Source organism: Pelistega ratti (genome assembly GCF_009833965.1).
GTDB lineage: Bacteria > Pseudomonadota > Gammaproteobacteria > Burkholderiales > Burkholderiaceae_B > Taylorella > Taylorella ratti.
Map to the genome: position 1 here is coordinate 1,933,804 of NZ_CP047165.1, position 19,613 is coordinate 1,953,416.

Sequence of the window (19,613 nt, forward strand, 5' to 3'; positions counted from 1 at the left end):
TGGATGAAAAAAAGGATTTTTTGGTTAAGTATTTTCTTCTACTGTATAACAACACATACGATATGGGCAAAAGAAGAGATTGATAGTACACAAGTCCCTCAACAAGTAGCCTCAACCTTAAATAATCAAGAGGATGAGCCTCCTACTTATGAAGAGTTACGGCGATTTGCCAGAGCCTATGCATTAGTTAAAAATCAGTATGTAGAGCCCGTCAGTGATCAGCAATTAATTGATGATGCGATTGAGGGGATGTTACGAAAACTTGACCCTCATTCAAACTATCTTAATAAAGAAGATATGATTGATTTACAAGAAGAAACAGAGGGAGAGTTTGGTGGTTTAGGGATCGAAATTGGTAATGAAGAAGGTGGATATTTTAAAATTATTTCACCTATTGAAGATACCCCAGCGGCAAAAGCAGGTATTTTACCGGGGGATTTAATCGTCAAAGTCAATGGCACTAGTATGAAAGATAAGAGCTTGCGTGAAATGGTTAAGTTCTTACGTGGAGATCCTGGGACTAAAATTACGCTAACGATAAGACGTAAAAAAGAAAATATTGATGTGAATATGATACGAGAGCTTATTAAAGTAAAAAGTGTTCGTAGTAAGATGATCGGAGATATTGCCTATTTTCGCTTGACGCAATTCCAATTGAATACTGTTGATGATTTGGTAAAACAAATTAAGGCAATTAAGGGAACTCCGCGAGGAATTATTTTAGATCTTCGTAATAACCCTGGTGGGCTATTAAATACATCAGTTGGTGTAGTGCAAGTTTTTAGTAACCCTAATAAGGGAGTGATTGTTTCAACTAAAGCACGTCATCAAGTGGTTGAAGAGTTTTCTCATTATATGCCAGATAATATCCTACAGACGGATACCTATCTTAAAAATCTACCTGCTTGGCTAAAATCTGTACCGATGGTTGTATTGATTAATGTAGGATCTGCTTCTGCCTCTGAAATTGTAGCAGGTGCTTTACAAGACTTTAAACGTGCAACCATTATGGGAAATAAGAGTTTTGGTAAAGGTTCTGTACAAGTCGTTATGCCGATTGATAATGAGACAGGCATTAAGATTACGACTGCACGATATTACACGCCAAATGGTCGTTCTATTCAGGCGATGGGCATTACCCCTGATATTGTGGTTACGGATACAGAAAAAGGGGATTTATTTAGTTTTCCTCGAGAGGTAGATTTAGAGGATCACTTGAGTAATGATACAGTTGCAGAAGAAGAACAAACGGCTGATAATAAATCGGTTAAAACAGAAATTTCTGATCAACTTATTGAATTTGGTTCAGATAGTGATTTTCAGTTACAACAAGCTATTAATCACCTTAAAGGTAAGCCTGTTAATAGCGGGGGAGCGCCTTTAAAGGAAAAAAGTACAACATTGTCTATTGATAAAGATGCATCGTCCATAACGGCTAAAGAAGTATTGCCTACACAAGATAAAAAGGAAAAAAATCAACCCAACATAAGAGAAGGGCAATCAACTTTCCAAAAGGGGAAAGATAATACCGCTTATCATACCCCCATTATTCCTAACTTGTCTATGCCTCTAGAAGCAATAAATATCAATAGTGAAACAATTGTTCCTTTATCGAAGCAGTATCCATCCGATATGAATACTCCTACATTGGATAAAGCCTTGGATAAGGTAAGGGTGCTAGAACCAAAATGAATGATAGTCAATTACTGCGATATGCACGCCATATCATGTTAGAAGAGTTTGGCTTTGAGGGACAAGAAAAACTTGCTAGCAGTAAGGTATTAATTGTCGGTATGGGAGGACTTGGTTCTCCTGCCGCTATGTATTTGGCTGCTGCGGGTGTAGGTACATTAATACTAGCAGATGATGATAAGGTTGAATTAAGTAATTTACAGCGACAGATTATTCATCAAACTAATAGTTTAGGTTTGATGAAAGTGGATTCTGCTTCTCACCGGCTTAACGCATTAAATCCTGATATTCAAATACAGACTATTGCAGAAAGAATGACGGAAGAAAGGGCGCAAGTCTTGTTGCAAACCGTTGATATGGTATTGGATTGTAGTGATAATTATGATACTCGACAAGTATTGAATCGCTTATGTTTTAATGCTCATATTCCTTTGATAGCAGCAGCAGCTATTCGATGGGAAGGTATGGTAACTAGCTTTGATTTTCGACAACAAAGTAGTCCTTGCTATGCCTGTTTATTTGATCCTGATGATAATCTTAATCCCGATAATTGTGCTACATTAGGGGTTGTTTCTCCCTTGCTTGGTGTTATGGGGAGTATGCAGGCATTAGAAGCAATTAAGTTATTAATAGGTGCTGGAGAGAGTTTGGTTGGGCAATTAGCCATGTTTAAGGCTAAAACAAGCCAGTGGCAATACTTGAAAATTAATAAAAACCCACATTGTAAAGTATGCTCAAAATCATCTTAAAATAGTGTTTTACTTTAGAAAATACAAAAAAATAAAATAGGTGAGATATAAACAATTATTATTTAAACTAAAAGTAGGGAGATAAAATGACAGGGATGAACTGATACTTTTCTTCTCTTATAGAAAGTTTGTATTGGTGCTTTAACTGCTTTAACTGCTTTAACACAATCGTGGCTATAGTGTTTGAATTCAATATTTTTATGGATGCTATGAGTTGAGTTGATAATTTTTTGCTAATAAGATAGAAGACCAATAGAATATGTATTGGTCTTCTGTAGGGATAGTAAATACGATAATGTACTAAGGAATACGTTTAAGGGTATAGCTTGTTAATGCCGCTAATAGTTTAATATTAAACTTTCTAAGTTCGTCTCTACGGAAAACATAAATTTCTACAGTATCATGAATACGATAACGATTTAATAATATATCGAGATTTTTATCATCTACACGAATCCCATCTATCGCGACTAATATATCACCAGCAGAAAGTCCTCCTTGATGGGCAGAACCACCTTCAAATACTTGGCTAATTTGGCAATAATTATGCTGTGTTTTTGTCCGAATATGGAGAGAGGGCTTATCACTTTCCTCGGCAGATAAAAGAATCCCATGAGGTAAGCATAATTCTGCTAAAGGAATATCTTCTGTTCCGTAGGCATAACGTTGTATAAAAGCTGTTGTATCGACACCTGTTGCTTCTTTAATAATATTAATAAATTCTGTTTCGCCTAACCCTTTAGACGCTGTTTGACGGTAGAAATGACGACCATATTTTTGCCATAATAAGCGCATGACATCATCAAGCGAGTAAGAACTATGTTGTCGAATGAATAAATCTAATCCGAGCGCGACAAGAGAACCTTTGGTGTAATAGCTAACAATACTATTGATAGAGTTTTCATCTTGTTTATAGTATTTTGTCCATGCATCAAATGAGCTTTCTGCGACACTTTGCTTGAATCGTCCCGTACCTGAATAGACACTGTTAATGTTTTTTTGAACTAAAGATAAATAACGATCCTCATCAATAAGTCCTGCTCTAAATAGGATAAGATCATCATAGTAAGATGTAAATCCCTCAAAAATCCATAGTAAATGGGTTGGTGTGGCTTGGGATAAATTGTAGGGTGCAAAAACTTGAGGTTTGATACGTTTTACATTCCATGAGTGAAAGTATTCATGACTGACTAAACCAAGAAATTGGCAATATGCTTCACTCATTGTTTCTTGCCCTATTACGGGAAAATCTTGACGTGATGCCATTAAGGCTGTGCTGGCACGATGTTCTAAGCCACCATAATCATTACCTGTTACCATTGTCATAAAGACATAGCGATTACTGCTATCAAGGAAGGGTGCTTGATGGGTTTCTGGTTCAAAGAATTTAATTTGGTATTCACAGATTTTAGCAATATCATGTGTTATACGTTCGGTATCCATATTGGGAATTAATCCCGTAAAGACCATTTCATGCGGTATGCCACATACGTCAAAAGATAAAACAGTCGGTGTGCCGATTTCAACAGGATGATCGATTAGTGCGTCATAATTAGGTGCGACATAAAGACCAAATTGGTGGTGTTTTGTATTTTTAGCTTCCGGTAAACTGGTATAAACCTTCCAGTATTGTTTCTGAGGATGAGGGCAAATATCAACATAGCAAGGCTTATCCTCTTGTCCATGTACTTGTAGAAATACACTGGTTCCATTAAAGAATGCGTGTGTTTCATCAAGATGAGCGGCACGAACAGATAAATCCCATGCATATACAAGATATGTAATAGTAATGGGTAAGGAGCTAGGTTGGACTTGCCATGTATGGTTATCTTGTTTTTTTATCGAAAGAGGTTGCTGGGTATTGTTAGCTCTTACTTGTTGTATATGACGAGAGAAATCGCGCACAAGGTATGAACCGGGAATCCAGGTAGGAAGGCTTAAATATTGTCCATTAGGATCGGGATGCTGAATTTGGAGTTCTACCGAAAAAAGATGTCCAGCTAGGTCAATGGGTGTAATACGGTATAAAATATCTTTCATAGTAATGCCTTAAAACAAGCGTAACAACTACCGTTATGGGTAATAGTATTGCTTAGTAGAATTTTTTAGTCCATAAATGATTTTTTTCATTAGGGTTTTTACAAAAATATCTTTTGATGATAATACGAAAAAGTATTTTTACTTCATTCTAGCTATATCGTGTGTTTCATGCAACATCAAAAATAAAAAATAGTAAGCGCGTTATTGTATGAGAGAATTAGATATAAGCTTTAAAAATATGTAAAAACCTTTTCATGTATTTACTTTAATTCATAAAACACGCTATAATTGACGAGATTGATGTTAATTAGCCTAATTGCGTGTAGATTTGCAGAGATGTTAATGATAAATGCAAGTTTATATGTATTGGATAATAGGCATATTTGATAGATTACAACATAGGACCCAGTTTATTGGAAACCGTTACACTTAGTTCAGAAGAGCGTGCTCGTATGAATATACAAGCAGCCAAGGGTTTACGGAATATACTGGTCGCCCAATTGATTCTGTTAATGATTATTACTTGTTTGGCAGGATTATTTGGAGGGTGGATGTCGATGTTGTCTGCTTTTGCGGGAGGGATGGCTTATGTATTACCCTCTACCTTTGTGATTGTGCGAATGCTGATACGGTTATTCGCCAATACAAACGCTTCAGCAGGTGCTCTCTTTATAGCAGAGGCAATCAAAATAGCAGGGACAATCGTTCTGCTTCTACTTTTTGTGAAGTTGGCAGGAAGTCTAATCGTGTGGCCTGCTTTGCTACTTGGATTAATATCAGTCATGAAAGGTTATGTGCTACTACTTATTTTTAATAAATTATAAGTAGTGGTCTTTGGAAAGTTGCTTACCTAACTTGTGTAAATAAGTTAGTATTTTGGAGAGTAAATCAAATGGCTGCAGCAGGTGTATCGCCACAGCAAGATTATATTCAGCACCACCTTGTGCATTTTAATAATATTGCTGAAAAACAAACCCAAGTAGTAAACTTTGATATTGTTAACTATGACTCATTGTTTTGGTCAATTTTAATGGGTTTGATCGTTATTACATTTCTTTATCTTGCTGCTCGTAAAGCGACTAGTGGCGTACCAGGTCGATTCCAAGCAGGTGTTGAGATGGTTGTTGAGATGGTAGCCGATCAAGCTAAAAATATTGTACACAATGCTGAGTCTCGCCGTTTTGTTGCTCCTCTTGCACTAACCGTGTTCTTATGGATTATCCTAATGAATGCTCTTGACTTAGTGCCAGTAGATTTGGCAGGTCAAATCTTTACATGGTTAGGTTGGGCTGGTGATCATCACCATCATGGTGTTCTTTATTATCATCGTATTCTGCCTACTGCGGATTTAAATATTCCGTTAGGTATGTCTCTATGTATTCTTGTGCTTTCTTTCTACTATGGTATCAAGGTTAAAGGTGGTGGCGGTTTTATCAAAGAACTGTTTACTGCGCCTTTCCATGCTCATGGTATAGCTGCAATTTTTTTAGCACCAGCAAATTTTGCCTTAAATTTAATTGAATATGGTGCCAAAACTGTTTCACTTGGTATGCGGTTATTTGGTAATATGTTTGCAGGTGAGTTAGTATTTATGCTTATCGCCTTATTAGGTGGTGCATGGACAGGTTTCAATGCGTTAAGTGTTGGATTAGGTGTCGGTCACATTGTGGCTGGTTCGATTTGGGCAATTTTCCATATTATGATTGTGTTGCTTCAAGCGTTCATCTTTATGATGCTGACTTTAGTATATATTGGTCAAGCTCACGAGGGGCACTAATAGGTTTGGGGTACTGATTTTAACGAATGAGTACCCTCTAAATTTGATAATCATCTGGTTATCGTTAAGTAGTTTTTATCTTTTTATTAATTTTTGGTTCATTACCACAAGGAGTTGTTATGGCCACATCAGCTTTCGTAGCTCTTGCTTGCGCTTTTATTATTGGTTTAGGTGCTATCGGTGCGTGCATCGGTATTGCTATCATGGGAGGTAAATACCTCGAAGCTTCTGCTCGTCAACCTGAGTTGATGAATGCATTACAAACCAAAATGTTCTTGTTAGCTGGTCTTATCGACGCTGCCTTCCTAATCGGTGTTGGTATTGCCATGTTATTCGCTTTCGCAAGTCCATTTGGTGCTTAATTAAGCAAATAATAAGGTTTAACCATCGCTTGATGGTTTGTGAACTGAATCAAGTGGTGTAGGGTGTTTTCTCTACACCTCATAAATTCAGTAAAGGATTCCAGGTGTTGCACGTTGTAGCACCTTAACATAGCAAAAGGGAAACGACCGTGAATTTAAACGCGACGCTCTTTTTCCAGATGATCGTCTTCTTTGTGTTGGCATGGTTTACGATGAAATTCGTATGGCCTCCTCTTATCAAAGCAATTGACGAACGTCGTCAAAAAATTGCAGAAGGCTTAGCTGCTGCCGATAAAGGTAAGACAGACTTAGCTCAAGCTCAAGCTCGTATTAGTCAAATTGAACAATCAGCCAAAGCTGATAATCAGGCTCGACTCGTTGAAGCTGAGAAGCAAGCGACTTCTATTGTTAGCGCGGCTCGTGAAGAAGCTGAAGCCGAGCGTGCTCGTATTATTGCTCAAGCAAGACAAGATGCTGAAGTAGAAGTGGAACGCTTACGTGGTAGCTTACGTGATGAAGTAGCTGTACTCGCTGTTAAAGGTGCAGAACAGATTCTTCGCCGTGAAGTTGATGCAAAAACCCATGCTGAGTTGTTAAATCAACTTAAAGCACAGCTTTAATCCAGGATCATCATGGCTGAATTATCAACAATTGCTCGTCCATATGCAGAAGCCTTATATGCCACTGCTCGTGATAAAAACACAGTAGCACAGTGGTCTTCTGTACTCAGTGAATTAGCTCAAATTTCTTCTAATGAAGACGTTCGAGAGGTGATGGCTGACCCACGATTGTCAAAGACTCAGCGCAAAGATTTATTGCTTGGTTTAGTAAAAAATACACTACCAGCAGACGCATCTAACTTTCTTGATCTTTTAGTAGAAAATGATCGAGTAATTACTCTTCCCGAAATAGCAGAGCAATTTGAAGATTTAAAAAATCGCCATGAGGGTTCTGCCATTGCCAAGATTGTAACGGCTTTTGAATTGTCAGAAACTCAAGTGCAAGAACTCTTAACGGGATTAGAGAAAAAGTTTGGTGTTAAACTCAAGCCCGAGATTACAGTCGATAACTCAATTATCGGTGGCGTTCGCGTTACCGTGGGTGATCAGGTATTAGATACTTCGGTGCAAGCACAATTAACTCGCTTGCGCGATACATTGGCTACTCAATAAGTGGCCGTATAACAGGATTTCAGGAGTCTGAATATGCAACTCAATCCGTCAGAAATCAGCGAATTACTCAAAAGCCGTATTGAAGGCTTGGGTGCTTCAGCCGATATTCGTACACAGGGGACTGTCGTTTCAGTAACCGACGGTATTACTCGTATCCACGGTTTATCCGATGTGATGCAAGGTGAAATGTTAGAATTTCCTAACAATGTATTTGGTCTTGCGCTTAACTTAGAGCGTGATTCCGTAGGTGCGGTAATTTTAGGTGACTATACTGGTGTGTCAGAAGGCGATGCTGTTAAAACAACAGGTCGTATTCTTGAAGTACCTGTTGGTCCAGAATTACTAGGTCGTGTGGTTAATACACTCGGTCAGCCTATTGATGGTAAAGGTCCTATCAACGCAAAAGAAACAGATATTATTGAAAAAGTAGCGCCAGGTGTTATTGCGCGTAAATCTGTGGATCAACCATTACAAACAGGTGTTAAATCAATTGACTCAATGGTACCCATTGGTCGTGGTCAGCGTGAGTTAATCATTGGAGACCGCCAAACAGGTAAAACGGCTGTTGCTATTGACGCTATTATTAACCAAAAAGGTACTGGCGTTAAGTGTGTATATGTAGCGATTGGTCAAAAAGCCTCTACCATTAATAATATTGTTCGTAAATTAGAAGAGCATGGTGCATTAGAGTACACTATTGTTGTGGCTGCTGCTGCTTCTGATTCTGCTGCGATGCAATATTTAGCCCCTTATGCGGGTTGTACAATGGGTGAGTATTTCCGTGATCGTGGTGAAGACGCATTGATTGTTTATGATGATCTGACCAAACAAGCATGGGCATATCGTCAAGTATCACTTCTATTACGTCGTCCTCCTGGTCGTGAAGCATACCCTGGTGATGTATTCTACTTACACTCTCGTCTATTAGAGCGTGCGGCTCGTGTAAATGCTGAGTATGTAGAAAAATTCACAAAAGGTGCTGTAACTGGTAAGACAGGTTCATTAACGGCATTACCTATTATTGAGACACAAGCAGGTGACGTATCTGCATTCGTACCTACTAACGTGATTTCTATTACTGACGGTCAAATCTTCCTTGAAACAGACTTGTTTAATGCAGGTGTACGTCCAGCGATTAATGCGGGTATTTCTGTTTCTCGTGTGGGTGGTGCAGCACAAACTAAGGTAGTTAAGAAATTATCGGGTGGTATCCGTACTGACTTAGCTCAATATCGTGAGTTAGCTGCATTTGCTCAGTTCGCATCTGATCTAGATGAAGCAACCCGTCGTCAATTAGAGCGTGGTAAACGCGTTGTTGAATTGCTTAAACAACCTCAATACGAGCCTCAAAAGGTATGGGAATTAGCTGTTGTACTATATGCAGTGAATAATGGCTACCTAGATGATGTTGAAGTAAGTAATATATTAGCTTTCGAGAAAGCCTTCAAAGACGATATTAAGCATAATCACGCTGATTTAGCTGATCGCATTGAGAGCACAAAAGAGCTATCTAAAGATGATGAAGCTAAACTAAAAGAAATTTTAGTAAACTTCAAAAAAACGAGCTCTTTCTAAGACTCAAGGTGGAGCATGTCTAAAATAGATTTAGGCATGCTTTTGTAAGCAATATCCTAGGAAAGCAACATGGCTGGAATTAAGGAAATCCGTACTAAGATCAAAAGTGTACAAAATACACGTAAGATCACCAAAGCAATGGAGATGGTCGCTGCTTCTAAAATGCGTAAAGCGCAAGATAGAATGCGTGCTGGTCGTCCATATACGAAAAAAGTACGTGAAATTGCCATGCACATGATGCAAACCAACCCTGATTATTCTCATCCTTTTTTAGAAGAGCGTAAAGAAATCAAGAGTGTTGGTGTTGTGCTGGTAACAACAGATAAAGGTTTATGCGGTGGTTTAAATACCAATATCACGCGTTTAGTATTAAACCGTCTTAAAGAATTTGAATCACAAGGCATTAATGTTCAAGCAACCGCTTTTGGTAACAAAGGTTTAGGCTTCTTAACTCGTTTAGGGGTTCACTTGGTTTCTCAACAAGTTAATCTTGGCGATAAACCAAATTTAGAGGCATTAATTGGTGCGCTTAAAGTGCAACTTGATGACTATATCAATGGTAAGATTGATGCACTTTATATTGCCACAAGTGCTTTTGTTAATACAATGCGTCAGGTGCCTACATTTGTACGTATCCTACCATTACCTGATGGGTTGGCTGATCCATTTGCAACAGAAGAGACACTTCTTAAAAACGATCAAGAAAAGTCTAACTATACTTGGGACTATATTTTTGAGCCTAGTGCTAAAGAAGTTATTGATAATCTTCTACACCGCTATATTGAAGGTGTTGTCTATCAAGCTGTTGCCGAAAATATGGCATCTGAGCAGTCTGCGCGTATGGTTGCGATGAAGGCAGCATCAGATAATGCGAAAAAAGTTATTGGTGATTTACAATTGGTGTATAACAAAACACGCCAAGCCGCAATTACCAAAGAAATTTCAGAAATCGTGGGAGGAGCCGCTGCAGTTTAAGCGGTTACTTTCAAGCGTTAAAAGTAAGGAAATAACATGAGTAACGGTACCATCGTTCAGTGCATCGGCGCCGTGGTGGATATTCAGTTCCCACGCGACAATATGCCTCATATTTATGAAGCTCTTGTACTTGCAGATACCAATGAATCTGGTTATGCAGAAAAAGGTCTCACTCTTGAAGTACAACAACAACTCGGTGATGGTGTTGTGCGTACAATTGCACTTGGCTCTAGTGACGGTTTACGCCGTGGTATGACGGTAGAGCGTACGAATGCAAAAATTTCAGTACCAGTGGGTAATGGCACCTTAGGTCGTATTATGGACGTATTAGGTCGTCCGATTGATGAAGCTGGTCCTATTGAGCACGATGAAAAACGTAGTATTCATCAACCAGCCCCTAAATTTGATGAGTTATCACCATCCGTTGAATTATTAGAAACGGGTATTAAAGTGATTGACTTAGTTTGCCCATTTGCAAAAGGTGGTAAAGTGGGCCTATTCGGTGGTGCTGGCGTGGGTAAAACCGTCAATATGATGGAATTAATTAATAATATCGCTAAACAGCACTCTGGTTTATCTGTATTTGCCGGTGTAGGTGAACGTACCCGTGAAGGTAATGACTTCTATCATGAAATGGAAGAGTCTAACGTACTTGATAAAGTAGCGATGGTATTTGGTCAGATGAATGAACCACCAGGAAACCGTTTACGTGTTGCGTTAACCGGTTTAACAATGGCTGAAAAATTCCGTGACGAAGGTCGTGATATTCTTTTCTTCGTTGATAATATTTACCGTTATACGCTAGCAGGTACAGAGGTATCAGCACTTTTAGGTCGTATGCCTTCTGCGGTGGGTTATCAACCAACACTTGCTGAAGAGATGGGGGTATTACAAGAGCGTATTACTTCAACCAAAACAGGTTCTATTACGTCTATCCAAGCGGTATATGTACCAGCGGATGACTTAACAGACCCATCACCAGCAACAACTTTCTTACACTTAGACTCTACTGTGGTATTATCGCGTGATATTGCTTCTTTAGGTATTTATCCAGCGGTTGATCCATTAGATTCTACTAGCCGTCAGTTAGACCCACATATTGTTGGTGAAGAACACTATGCTGTAGCGCGTGCCGTACAACAAACACTACAACGCTACAAAGAATTGCGTGATATTATTGCGATTCTTGGTATGGATGAGTTATCTCCAGAAGATAAGCAAGTTGTTGCGCGTGCTCGTAAGATTCAGCGTTTCTTATCTCAACCATTCCATGTAGCGGAAGTGTTTACAGGTTCTCCTGGTAAATATGTTCCTCTATCAGAAACAATCCGTGGTTTCAAAATGATTGTAGATGGTGAGTGTGATGCTTTACCAGAGCAAGCATTCTATATGGTTGGCTCTATTGACGAGGCTTTTGAGAAAGCTAAAACCTTATAATAAGGATTGATTATGTCGGCTAAAACACTACATATTGACGTGGTAAGTGCAGAAGAATCACTTTATTCTGGCAAAGCCAAAATGGTTGTTCTTCCAAGTGTTTCTGGTGAACTAGGTGTTTTACCAGGGCATACGCCACTGATTTCTCTTATTCGTCCAGGGCAAGTAAAAATTGTTTGTGAAGATGATTCAGAGGAATATGTGTTTGTTGCAGGTGGTCTATTAGAGGTTCAGCCTAATGCGGTTACTGTATTATCTGATACAGCAATTCGTGCAGCAGATCTTGATGAAGCGAAAGCAATGGCAGCACGTGAGAGAGCAGAAGAATCTCGCCGTAATGCTAAGACGAAAGAAGAGATTGCTGTGGTTGAAGCTGAGCTTGCTATGTTGGCAGCACAAGTACATGTTGCTCGACGCTACCATCAAAGCAAAAATCGCCACTAAACCGCGATAGCGAAACGCATAAAAACTCCACATCATTATGGTGTGGAGTTTTTTATTGGGTAGTTTTTATTGATAGCGTTTTAATAAATTCCCTAGAAATGCCTTTGAGAAGATAAATAATATTATGTAGATGATGGTTTTATTATTTTGAGTATTGATTTATCTATAAGCATTCATATAGCTATTATGGAGTTAGTAAGTAGTTATGACCTATATAAGCTACAGTAAACTTCCTTATTCGTATCCATCTCTTAATGACTATAAAAATACAATTACTCTTTTATGGTTTTTGAATCATCTGCTTTAGTTGAGCTAAACGCTCTTTTGCACTCATTCCTTTAAAAGGGTCGCTGAGGCGCTGTTGCTTATCTTCTAGCCCCATTTCTGCAATAAAACGAGAGGGTTCTCGATTAAGTTCTTCTCTATTACGTTTGCGTTTCTTACACCAAGTCAGTGTGAGTTCATATTGTGCTCGTGTAATCCCTACATACATTAAACGGCGTTCTTCTTGAATACGTTGAATATATAATTCTTCATTATCTTTATTCGGATCTCCATATTCGTCTTCCTTTCCCATATGGGGGAGAAGCCCTTCTTCTATACCTACCATATGGACATAGGGAAACTCTAAACCTTTAGAGGCATGGAGTGTACTTAGGGTAACCGCGTCTTGCTCCTGTTCTTGTTCATTACGTTCTAGCATGGTGATTAAAGCAATATGCTGTACTAAATCAATTAATCGCATATCGTCTTCTTCTGCTTTGCGTTTGAGCCATTCATTTAAATCTAAAACATTTTGCCAACGATTTTGGGCCGATCTATCATCATGATGTTCATAAAGAAAATCCTCATAGCGAATATATGCCATCAATTCATCTAGTAAAACAGTAGGATTTTGTATTTCAACAGCTTGGTGGGCTCGTTTTTGTATATCTTGAATAAAATCAGCAAAAAGGCGAAGGGATTTTAATTGTCGTTCTTGAATAACTGTATCGACATTTTCATGAAAAATAGCTTCAAATAAGGCACATTGTTTACTGACCGCAAATTCACCTAGGTGCTGTAGAGTCGTTTGTCCTACACCACGTTTAGGTGTCGTAACGGCACGAATAAAGGCAGGATCATCTTGATGATTAGCAATAAGACGAAGATAAGCAAGAATATCTCGAATTTCTGCTTTATCAAAAAAACTTTGTCCCCCTGAGATGGTATAGGGAATTCTAAGTTGTCGAAAGGCTTTCTCAATAATTCTTGCTTGGTGATTCCCTCGATACAATACGGCAAAGTCTTTCCATTGTGCTTTTTTATTAAAATGAGCGGCAGAAATTCGCATACCAACGGTTTCTGCCTCAGCCTCTTCATTCTCCATACTAATAACCTGAATAGGTTCACCCTTACCTAAGGTTGACCAAAGTGTTTTTTTAAAGAGGTTCGGATTATTAGCGATGACTTGATTTGCTGCGTTTAAGACAGTATCGACTGAGCGATAGTTTTGTTCAAGTTTAATAATTTTTAAATCAGTATAATCCTGAGTAAGTTTGGCAAGATTTTCGATAGTTGCACCACGCCAAGCATAAATAGCCTGGTCATCATCACCGACGGCTGTAAACCGGCGATGCCAAGCCGTGAGTAATTTTACCCATTCGTATTGGCAAATATTGGTATCCTGATATTCATCAACAAGGAGGTATTTAATACGTTTTTGCCAACGGTCACAGACTTCTTTATTATGGCGCATTAATAGGACAGGTAAACGGATTAAATCATCAAAATCAACAGACTGATAGGCTTTGAGAGTGGCTTCATAGTTACGGTAAATCCGTTGTGCTTCTTTCTCATCAGGTGTTGCTGGTTGAATATCATCTGGTTCTAAGAGATTATTTTTCCAGAGAGAAATTTGTTGTTGAATAATACGGATACGAATTTTATCGGTTGTCCCTACCATTTCTTGGATAATCTGTCCTGCATCGGTTGTATCTAAAATAGAAAAATGTTCTTTTAGTCCAAGGTGTTTTGCTTCTTGTCGTAAAAACCGTACGCCTAAAGCATGAAAAGTACAAACGGTTAATCCTTTACTCAACCGTTTATCAACAATTTGGCTAACCCGTTCCACCATTTCTTTTGCTGCCTTATTTGTAAAAGTAAGTGCAACAATAGATCGAGCCTCATAACCACATTGATTAATCAAATAGGCAATTTTCTGGGTAATAACACGCGTTTTTCCACTACCTGCACCCGCAAGAACAAGGCAAGGTCCATCTAAATAAATGGCTGCTTCTTTCTGCGATGGATTTAATTGATTAATCATAAGAATGCGTAGGATAAGAAAAGGAATACAGGTTAGATATTATATGATGAAATTTATCTGTCGTAATAAAAGTCTTATAAAATACGGTGTGAGTTTAAATGCTAAAAAGTGGAATCTTTACTAAGGATCGTTTGCTAACTTATACTGTTCTTTTGTGTGCTTTAGAAAATATACTTGATAATTAATATTTTTACGCTGTCATTAGGATTAAATATCTAAAGGATCGACTTCAACAAAGTATTTGACTTTTGGCGTTCTAAAAAATTGATAAACACGCTGTAACCAAATCTGCATAAAATGGTGTAAGCGAGTACGAGATTCACTCTCAATCAGTAGTTGAGCTCTTTCGATATTGGCGACTCTAATAATTTTAAGTGGTATGGGATCATAGAGTTGAATGCCCTCCAGATAATCAGGCATATCTTCTTTTGCCATATGGATAATAGTTTTTAGAAAATCAATAGCATCTTCTACTTTTTTTGCTTGTGCTGAGATAAGCACTTGATAAGAAAAGGGGGGAAGTTTAGCGATTTTTCGTTCTTCTAAGGTTGTTGAGGCAAACTCAGCATAATCATGTTTTAATAAGGATTGATAGAGATTATGCTCAGGAAACTCTGTCTGTAATAATACTTCGGCATCTGGGAGATGGCGACCTGCTCGTCCAGATACTTGTATGAGTTGTGCGAATAAGCGTTCTGGTGCACGGAAATCCCCACTAAAAAGCATCATATCCGCGTTTAATATTCCTACAAGACTAAGCCGCTTAAAGTCATGCCCCTTGGCAATCATTTGTGTTCCTACAATAATATCAACATCGCCTGAATGGGCTTCAGTAAAGAGTTTCTCTGCACTTCCTTTTAAACGTGTACTATCTGCATCGATACGTTGAATTTTGGCGTGTGGGAATAAGTGTCCAAGCACTTCTTCAATTCGTTGTGTTCCATAACCTAAACCACTTATATCTTGATTACCACATTCAGGGCATTTATAAGGAACACGAGTGGTGTAACCACAATGGTGGCATTGTAAGGTTGCAGGTTTTCCTGCAGATTGATGTAAAACGGTATGTACAGAGCAACGAATACATTCACTCGTCCATGAACAAGAAGAACAACGTAGGACAGGTGAAAAACCGCGGCGGTTAAGGTAAATCATGGATTGCTCGCCACGCTGTAACCGCTCATCAATAGCACTTATTAAATCAGGTGATAAGCCTTGATTTAATGGCATTTTCTTGGTATTAATGAGTTTGATATGGGGGAGATGTGTTACCTTAGCCCGTTGAGTAAGACAGAGTTTTTCATACTTTCCTGTTAAGGTATGTTGCCATGATTCCAGTGATGGAGTTGCTGAACCCAGTACCACAGGAATCGTTAATTGTTTTGCTCGCCATATAGCTAAGTCGCGTGCAGAATAACGTAAGCCATCTTGTTGTTTATAGGAGGCATCATGTTCTTCATCGACAATAATTAAACCAATATTTTCAAGTGGTGCAAAAATAGACATTCTTGTCCCTAAAACAATCTTGGCTTCTTGGCGTTGCATACGTAACCAAGCGAGTAAGCGATCTCCATCTGATAAGCCACTGTGCATCGTAACAACGGTATTCTCACCATAAAGAGGGCAAAATCTATCTTTAAGAATCTGCTCAAATTGAGGGGTCAGATTAATTTCAGGTACGAGAAAGATAACTGATTTTCCTTCCGCTAATTTCTGTGCAAGGGCTTGTAAATAAACCTCTGTTTTGCCGCTACCTGTAATACCATGTAGTAAAAACGTTTTAAAGTGTTGTGTTTGGCTAATGACTTCTACCGCAATACGTTGTTCTGTATTGAGCGTAAGGGAGGTAGAGTGAGCAGAGGGGGTGATCGTTTGATGTGTGCTAGATTGTTTTTTTTGTTGCTCTTTTTTTTGTTGATTTCGTATTTTTTTATCTAAACGCTCTACAGGACTACTGGCTGTTTTACCTGTATAAGCGGTAATTTTGCGTAAAGGAGGAGGTAAAACAGGAAGAATAACTTCTCCGATAGGACGTAAGTAGTATTTGGCAGCAAACTCACATAAATCAATCCAAGTATCAGAAAAGGGAGGGAGATCGTCAAGAACTTGAATAATATCTTTTTGTTTATCCAGAGGAATATCGGTTTTATCTAAGATAGCCGTAACAACCCCAATAATTTGTTTTTGATGTCCAAAAGGTACGATAACGCGTTGCCCTCTTTGTGGTGAGAGGGTGGGGGGAACATGATAATCAAAAAAAGTTTCCAGAGGAATATCAAGAGCGACTCGTACCCAGTAATTACGCATGGATTATCTTCTTATTGGTGTTTTGTTTTACTGTACTCATGTACTTCATCAATAAGATAAGCAACATGATCAGGATTGGTAAATTGAGAAATACCATGTCCTAGATTAAAGACATGACCACCATTACCAACCATACCAAAATCATCAATAACACGGCGGACTTCTTGGCGAATAGCTTGTTCAGTACCAAAGAGTGCCATTGGATCAATATTGCCTTGAAGAGCGACTTTATCATTTGTTAATTGGCGAGCTTTTGATAGGCTCATTGTCCAATCTAAACCGACAGCATCACAACCACTATTCGCAATCTCTTCAATCCAAAGCCCACCACCTTTCGTGAAAACAATAGCAGGAATAGCTTGTCCATCGTGATGACGAATTAATTGATCTAAAACCATTTTGATATAGTGTAGAGAAAACTCTTGGTATTTTCCATCTGCTAATACACCGCCCCAACTATCAAAAATCATAACGGCTTGCGCTCCTGCTTTGATTTGTTCATTGAGGTATAAAGCAGTTGATTGAGCGGCAATAGTTAGAATACGTTTTAAAAGGTCAGGCTGTGCGTACATCATTGATTTGATAATACGGTATTCTTTAGAGCCTTGACCTTCTACCATATAGCAACTGATTGTCCATGGACTTCCTGCAAATCCAATTAAAGGGACTCGACCATCTAGGGATTGGCGGATAAGGTGAACGGCATCAAATACATAACGTAATTTTTCCATATCTGGTACAGCTAATTTGGCTATCTCAGCTTCTGTACGAAGAGGGTGCGCAAATTGAGGGCCTTCGCCTGCGACAAAATCAAGTCCTAGTCCCATCGCATCAGGAATCATCAGAATATCAGAAAATAAAATAGCGGCATCAAGTGGATAACGATCAATAGGTTGTAGTGTTACTTCACAGGCAAATTCAGGATTTTTAGCAAGACCTAAAAAAGAGCCTGCTTTTTGGCGAGTTGCATTGTATTCTGCAAGGTAGCGACCTGCTTGACGCATTAACCAAACAGGGGTGTAATCAACTTTTTGTCGTAATAATGCACGTAAAAAGGTATCGTTTTTTAAAGAAGCGAACATATCATATTCTCCGAAATTCTGCTTTCAACGATTATATGCGATTTGCTATGTATTTGGTTTATCTTATTTAAGAAAAAGAGAAGTTTGTTTATAAAATATTGGTGGTATGTCTTTATTACTTTTAAGAAGATAAATAGATAAGATGATGCTATAAAAAGTGCTTTTGTAAGGAAATACTTAGCTATATAAGAGGTGGAATAGTTTTTTTATGAGTTTTTAGGGTAAAATCATACCGTTAAAATTTTAATGAATCTCATGTCTGAATTTTCTATTGTTGCTCAATATATGCCAAGGATATTGAGTGGAGCGGTCTTGACTATTCAACTGGCTGTTCTCTCACTTTTCTTATCAATCCTAATAGGGCTGGTAGGTGCGACGATGCGTCTATCAAAAAATGTATTTTTATCAGGTATCGCTACAGTGTATTCAACCATTGTTAGGGGAGTGCCTGATCTTATCTGGATGTTAATGGTTTACTATAGCGCTCAGATAGGAATTAATGCTTTGACAGAAAGTATGGGGTTAGGGTCATTTGAAATTAGTCCCTTCTTTGCGGGTGTGTTTACGTTAAGTTTTATCTTTGGGGCTTTTTTTACAGAAACTTTCCGAGGGGCAATGTTAGCTGTGCCATATGGACAGATTGAAGCTGGTTATGCGTATGGATTTAGTAAGGTTGCCGTTTTACGCCGTATTACTTTTCCTTTGATGATGCGGTATGCTTTACCTGGAGTTCGTAATAATTGGTTGGTACTCACTAAGGCAACAGCATTGGTTTCTATTATTGGCTTAGATGATATGACAAGAATTGCTCATCAAGCAGGAAGCTCTACACAGCTACCCTTTTTATTTAATATGATATCAGCAGGGTTATTTTTGGTACTGACCTTTGTGTCTTTACGCGCTTTTAATTGGCTAGAAAAACATTATCAACGTGGTGTTAGACAGGGGGTGAGTGATGAGTGAGAGTCTTGACCTTTTCTGGATTGCTTTGCAAGATTGTATTGCTGCATTACCTGTTACCTTATTTTTAACAGTGGTATCTGTTTCGATTGGCTTATTATTAGCTATCCCTTGTGCGGTAATGGTTCAAAAGAAAAATACCATTCGAGCTAAACTAATTAATGGTTTTGTCTATTTCTTTACAGGAACTCCCTTACTGATTCAGTTATATATCTTTTACTATGGGATTCCTAGTTTGAGTGTTGTGAATGAGCTGATGCACCAACCAGCTTTTAGCTTTTTAAAGGGAAGTTATATTTATGTATTAGCAGCATTGGCATTGAATACAGCTGCCTACTCAACGGTTATTTTCTCTGGTGCGATTCGTAATACTGATAGGGGAGAAATTGAGGCTGCCTATGCTTATGGTATGTCCCGTGCTCAAGCAATGCGACGGGTTATTTTACCCTCTAGCTTACGACGTGCTTTACCAGCGTATAGTAATGAGGTGATTATGACGATGCACGCAACAGCATTAGCTTCTACGGTAACCATTATGGAAATTACCGGTGCTGCTAGTTTTTTTAATAGTACCTATTACGAGCCTTTTATTGCCTATGCGGCAGCGGCGGTATTATATTTTGTATTAAATGGTTTATTGGTATTAGGGTTTAGACAAATCGAGAAACGTTATCTTGTACATCTTAAAAGTCGCCTCGTATCTGCCTAATTACTCATTTATGTAGTAGGATAT

General features: G+C 38.5%; 17 protein-coding genes. 13 read left to right on the top strand and 4 right to left on the bottom strand.

The window, feature by feature from the left end:
* Positions 1–3 precede the first annotated feature (3 nt).
* Complete coding sequence (locus F9B76_RS08460) at positions 4–1,692, top strand: S41 family peptidase (RefSeq protein ID WP_159991722.1); 1,689 nt, start codon at positions 4–6, stop codon at positions 1,690–1,692.
* Entirely contained in the window at positions 1,689–2,441 is a 753-nt protein-coding gene (locus tag F9B76_RS08465; RefSeq protein WP_159991723.1) for a HesA/MoeB/ThiF family protein, read from the top strand. Before F9B76_RS08460 ends, F9B76_RS08465 begins: the two co-directional genes overlap by 4 nt.
* 300 nt (positions 2,442–2,741) lie before the next feature.
* Here F9B76_RS08465 and F9B76_RS08470 read toward each other — a convergent pair whose 3' ends face one another.
* Complete coding sequence (locus F9B76_RS08470) at positions 2,742–4,487, bottom strand: M61 family metallopeptidase (RefSeq protein WP_423805517.1); 1,746 nt, start codon at positions 4,485–4,487, stop codon at positions 2,742–2,744.
* Positions 4,488–4,894: 407 nt separating this feature from the next.
* Here F9B76_RS08470 and F9B76_RS08475 point away from each other — a divergent pair, with 407 nt between their 5' ends.
* The 9 genes from F9B76_RS08475 to F9B76_RS08515 all read left to right on the top strand — a co-directional run bounded on the left by F9B76_RS08475 (position 4,895) and on the right by F9B76_RS08515 (position 12,223).
* Positions 4,895–5,305 carry an ATP synthase subunit I gene (locus tag F9B76_RS08475; protein WP_159991725.1) on the top strand — a complete coding sequence of 137 codons (411 nt, stop codon included), beginning with the start codon at positions 4,895–4,897 and terminating at the stop codon, positions 5,303–5,305.
* Positions 5,306–5,373: 68 nt separating this feature from the next.
* The gene (gene atpB, locus F9B76_RS08480; protein ID WP_159991726.1) at positions 5,374–6,258 is read left to right on the top strand and encodes a F0F1 ATP synthase subunit A; all 885 of its coding nucleotides are present in this window, start codon (positions 5,374–5,376) and stop codon (positions 6,256–6,258) included.
* Between the two features lie 119 nt (positions 6,259–6,377).
* Complete coding sequence (atpE, locus tag F9B76_RS08485) at positions 6,378–6,620, top strand: F0F1 ATP synthase subunit C (protein ID WP_159991727.1); 243 nt, start codon at positions 6,378–6,380, stop codon at positions 6,618–6,620.
* Positions 6,621–6,769: 149 nt separating this feature from the next.
* Positions 6,770–7,240 (top strand): F0F1 ATP synthase subunit B, encoded by a 471-nt coding sequence (locus F9B76_RS08490; RefSeq protein WP_159991728.1) that lies wholly within the window; start codon positions 6,770–6,772, stop codon positions 7,238–7,240.
* Positions 7,241–7,252: 12 nt separating this feature from the next.
* Entirely contained in the window at positions 7,253–7,792 is a 540-nt protein-coding gene (locus F9B76_RS08495; RefSeq protein ID WP_159991729.1) for a F0F1 ATP synthase subunit delta, read from the top strand.
* 33 nt (positions 7,793–7,825) lie between these two features.
* The gene (gene atpA / locus F9B76_RS08500; protein ID WP_159991730.1) at positions 7,826–9,367 is read left to right on the top strand and encodes a F0F1 ATP synthase subunit alpha; all 1,542 of its coding nucleotides are present in this window, start codon (positions 7,826–7,828) and stop codon (positions 9,365–9,367) included.
* 69 nt (positions 9,368–9,436) lie between these two features.
* The gene (gene atpG, locus F9B76_RS08505) at positions 9,437–10,342 is read left to right on the top strand and encodes a F0F1 ATP synthase subunit gamma (protein WP_159991731.1); all 906 of its coding nucleotides are present in this window, start codon (positions 9,437–9,439) and stop codon (positions 10,340–10,342) included.
* A 36-nt stretch (positions 10,343–10,378) separates the two neighbouring features.
* On the top strand, positions 10,379–11,779 hold the full coding sequence (gene atpD, locus F9B76_RS08510; protein ID WP_159991732.1) for a F0F1 ATP synthase subunit beta: 1,401 nt from the start codon (positions 10,379–10,381) through the stop codon (positions 11,777–11,779).
* A 12-nt stretch (positions 11,780–11,791) separates the two neighbouring features.
* A complete protein-coding gene (locus F9B76_RS08515; protein ID WP_159991733.1) occupies positions 11,792–12,223 on the top strand; it encodes a F0F1 ATP synthase subunit epsilon in 432 nt (143 codons plus the stop codon).
* 280 nt (positions 12,224–12,503) lie between these two features.
* Here the strand turns inward: F9B76_RS08515 and F9B76_RS08520 are convergent, their stop codons facing one another.
* The 3 genes from F9B76_RS08520 to hemE form a co-directional block, all read right to left on the bottom strand.
* Positions 12,504–14,531 carry a UvrD-helicase domain-containing protein gene (locus F9B76_RS08520; protein WP_159991734.1) on the bottom strand — a complete coding sequence of 676 codons (2,028 nt, stop codon included), beginning with the start codon at positions 14,529–14,531 and terminating at the stop codon, positions 12,504–12,506.
* Between the two features lie 207 nt (positions 14,532–14,738).
* Positions 14,739–16,838 (bottom strand): primosomal protein N', encoded by a 2,100-nt coding sequence (locus F9B76_RS08525; RefSeq protein ID WP_159991735.1) that lies wholly within the window; start codon positions 16,836–16,838, stop codon positions 14,739–14,741.
* 11 nt (positions 16,839–16,849) lie between these two features.
* Entirely contained in the window at positions 16,850–17,920 is a 1,071-nt protein-coding gene (gene hemE / locus F9B76_RS08530) for a uroporphyrinogen decarboxylase (RefSeq protein WP_159991736.1), read from the bottom strand.
* Between the two features lie 255 nt (positions 17,921–18,175).
* On the opposite strand from hemE, the gene F9B76_RS08535 reads away from it, so the two are divergent.
* Both F9B76_RS08535 and F9B76_RS08540 read left to right on the top strand, forming a co-directional pair.
* Positions 18,176–18,883 (top strand): ABC transporter permease, encoded by a 708-nt coding sequence (locus F9B76_RS08535; protein WP_159991737.1) that lies wholly within the window; start codon positions 18,176–18,178, stop codon positions 18,881–18,883.
* Complete coding sequence (locus tag F9B76_RS08540) at positions 18,876–19,589, top strand: ABC transporter permease (protein WP_159991738.1); 714 nt, start codon at positions 18,876–18,878, stop codon at positions 19,587–19,589. The genes F9B76_RS08535 and F9B76_RS08540 overlap by 8 nt, the downstream gene beginning before the upstream one ends.
* The last annotated feature ends 24 nt before the right edge of the window (positions 19,590–19,613 follow it).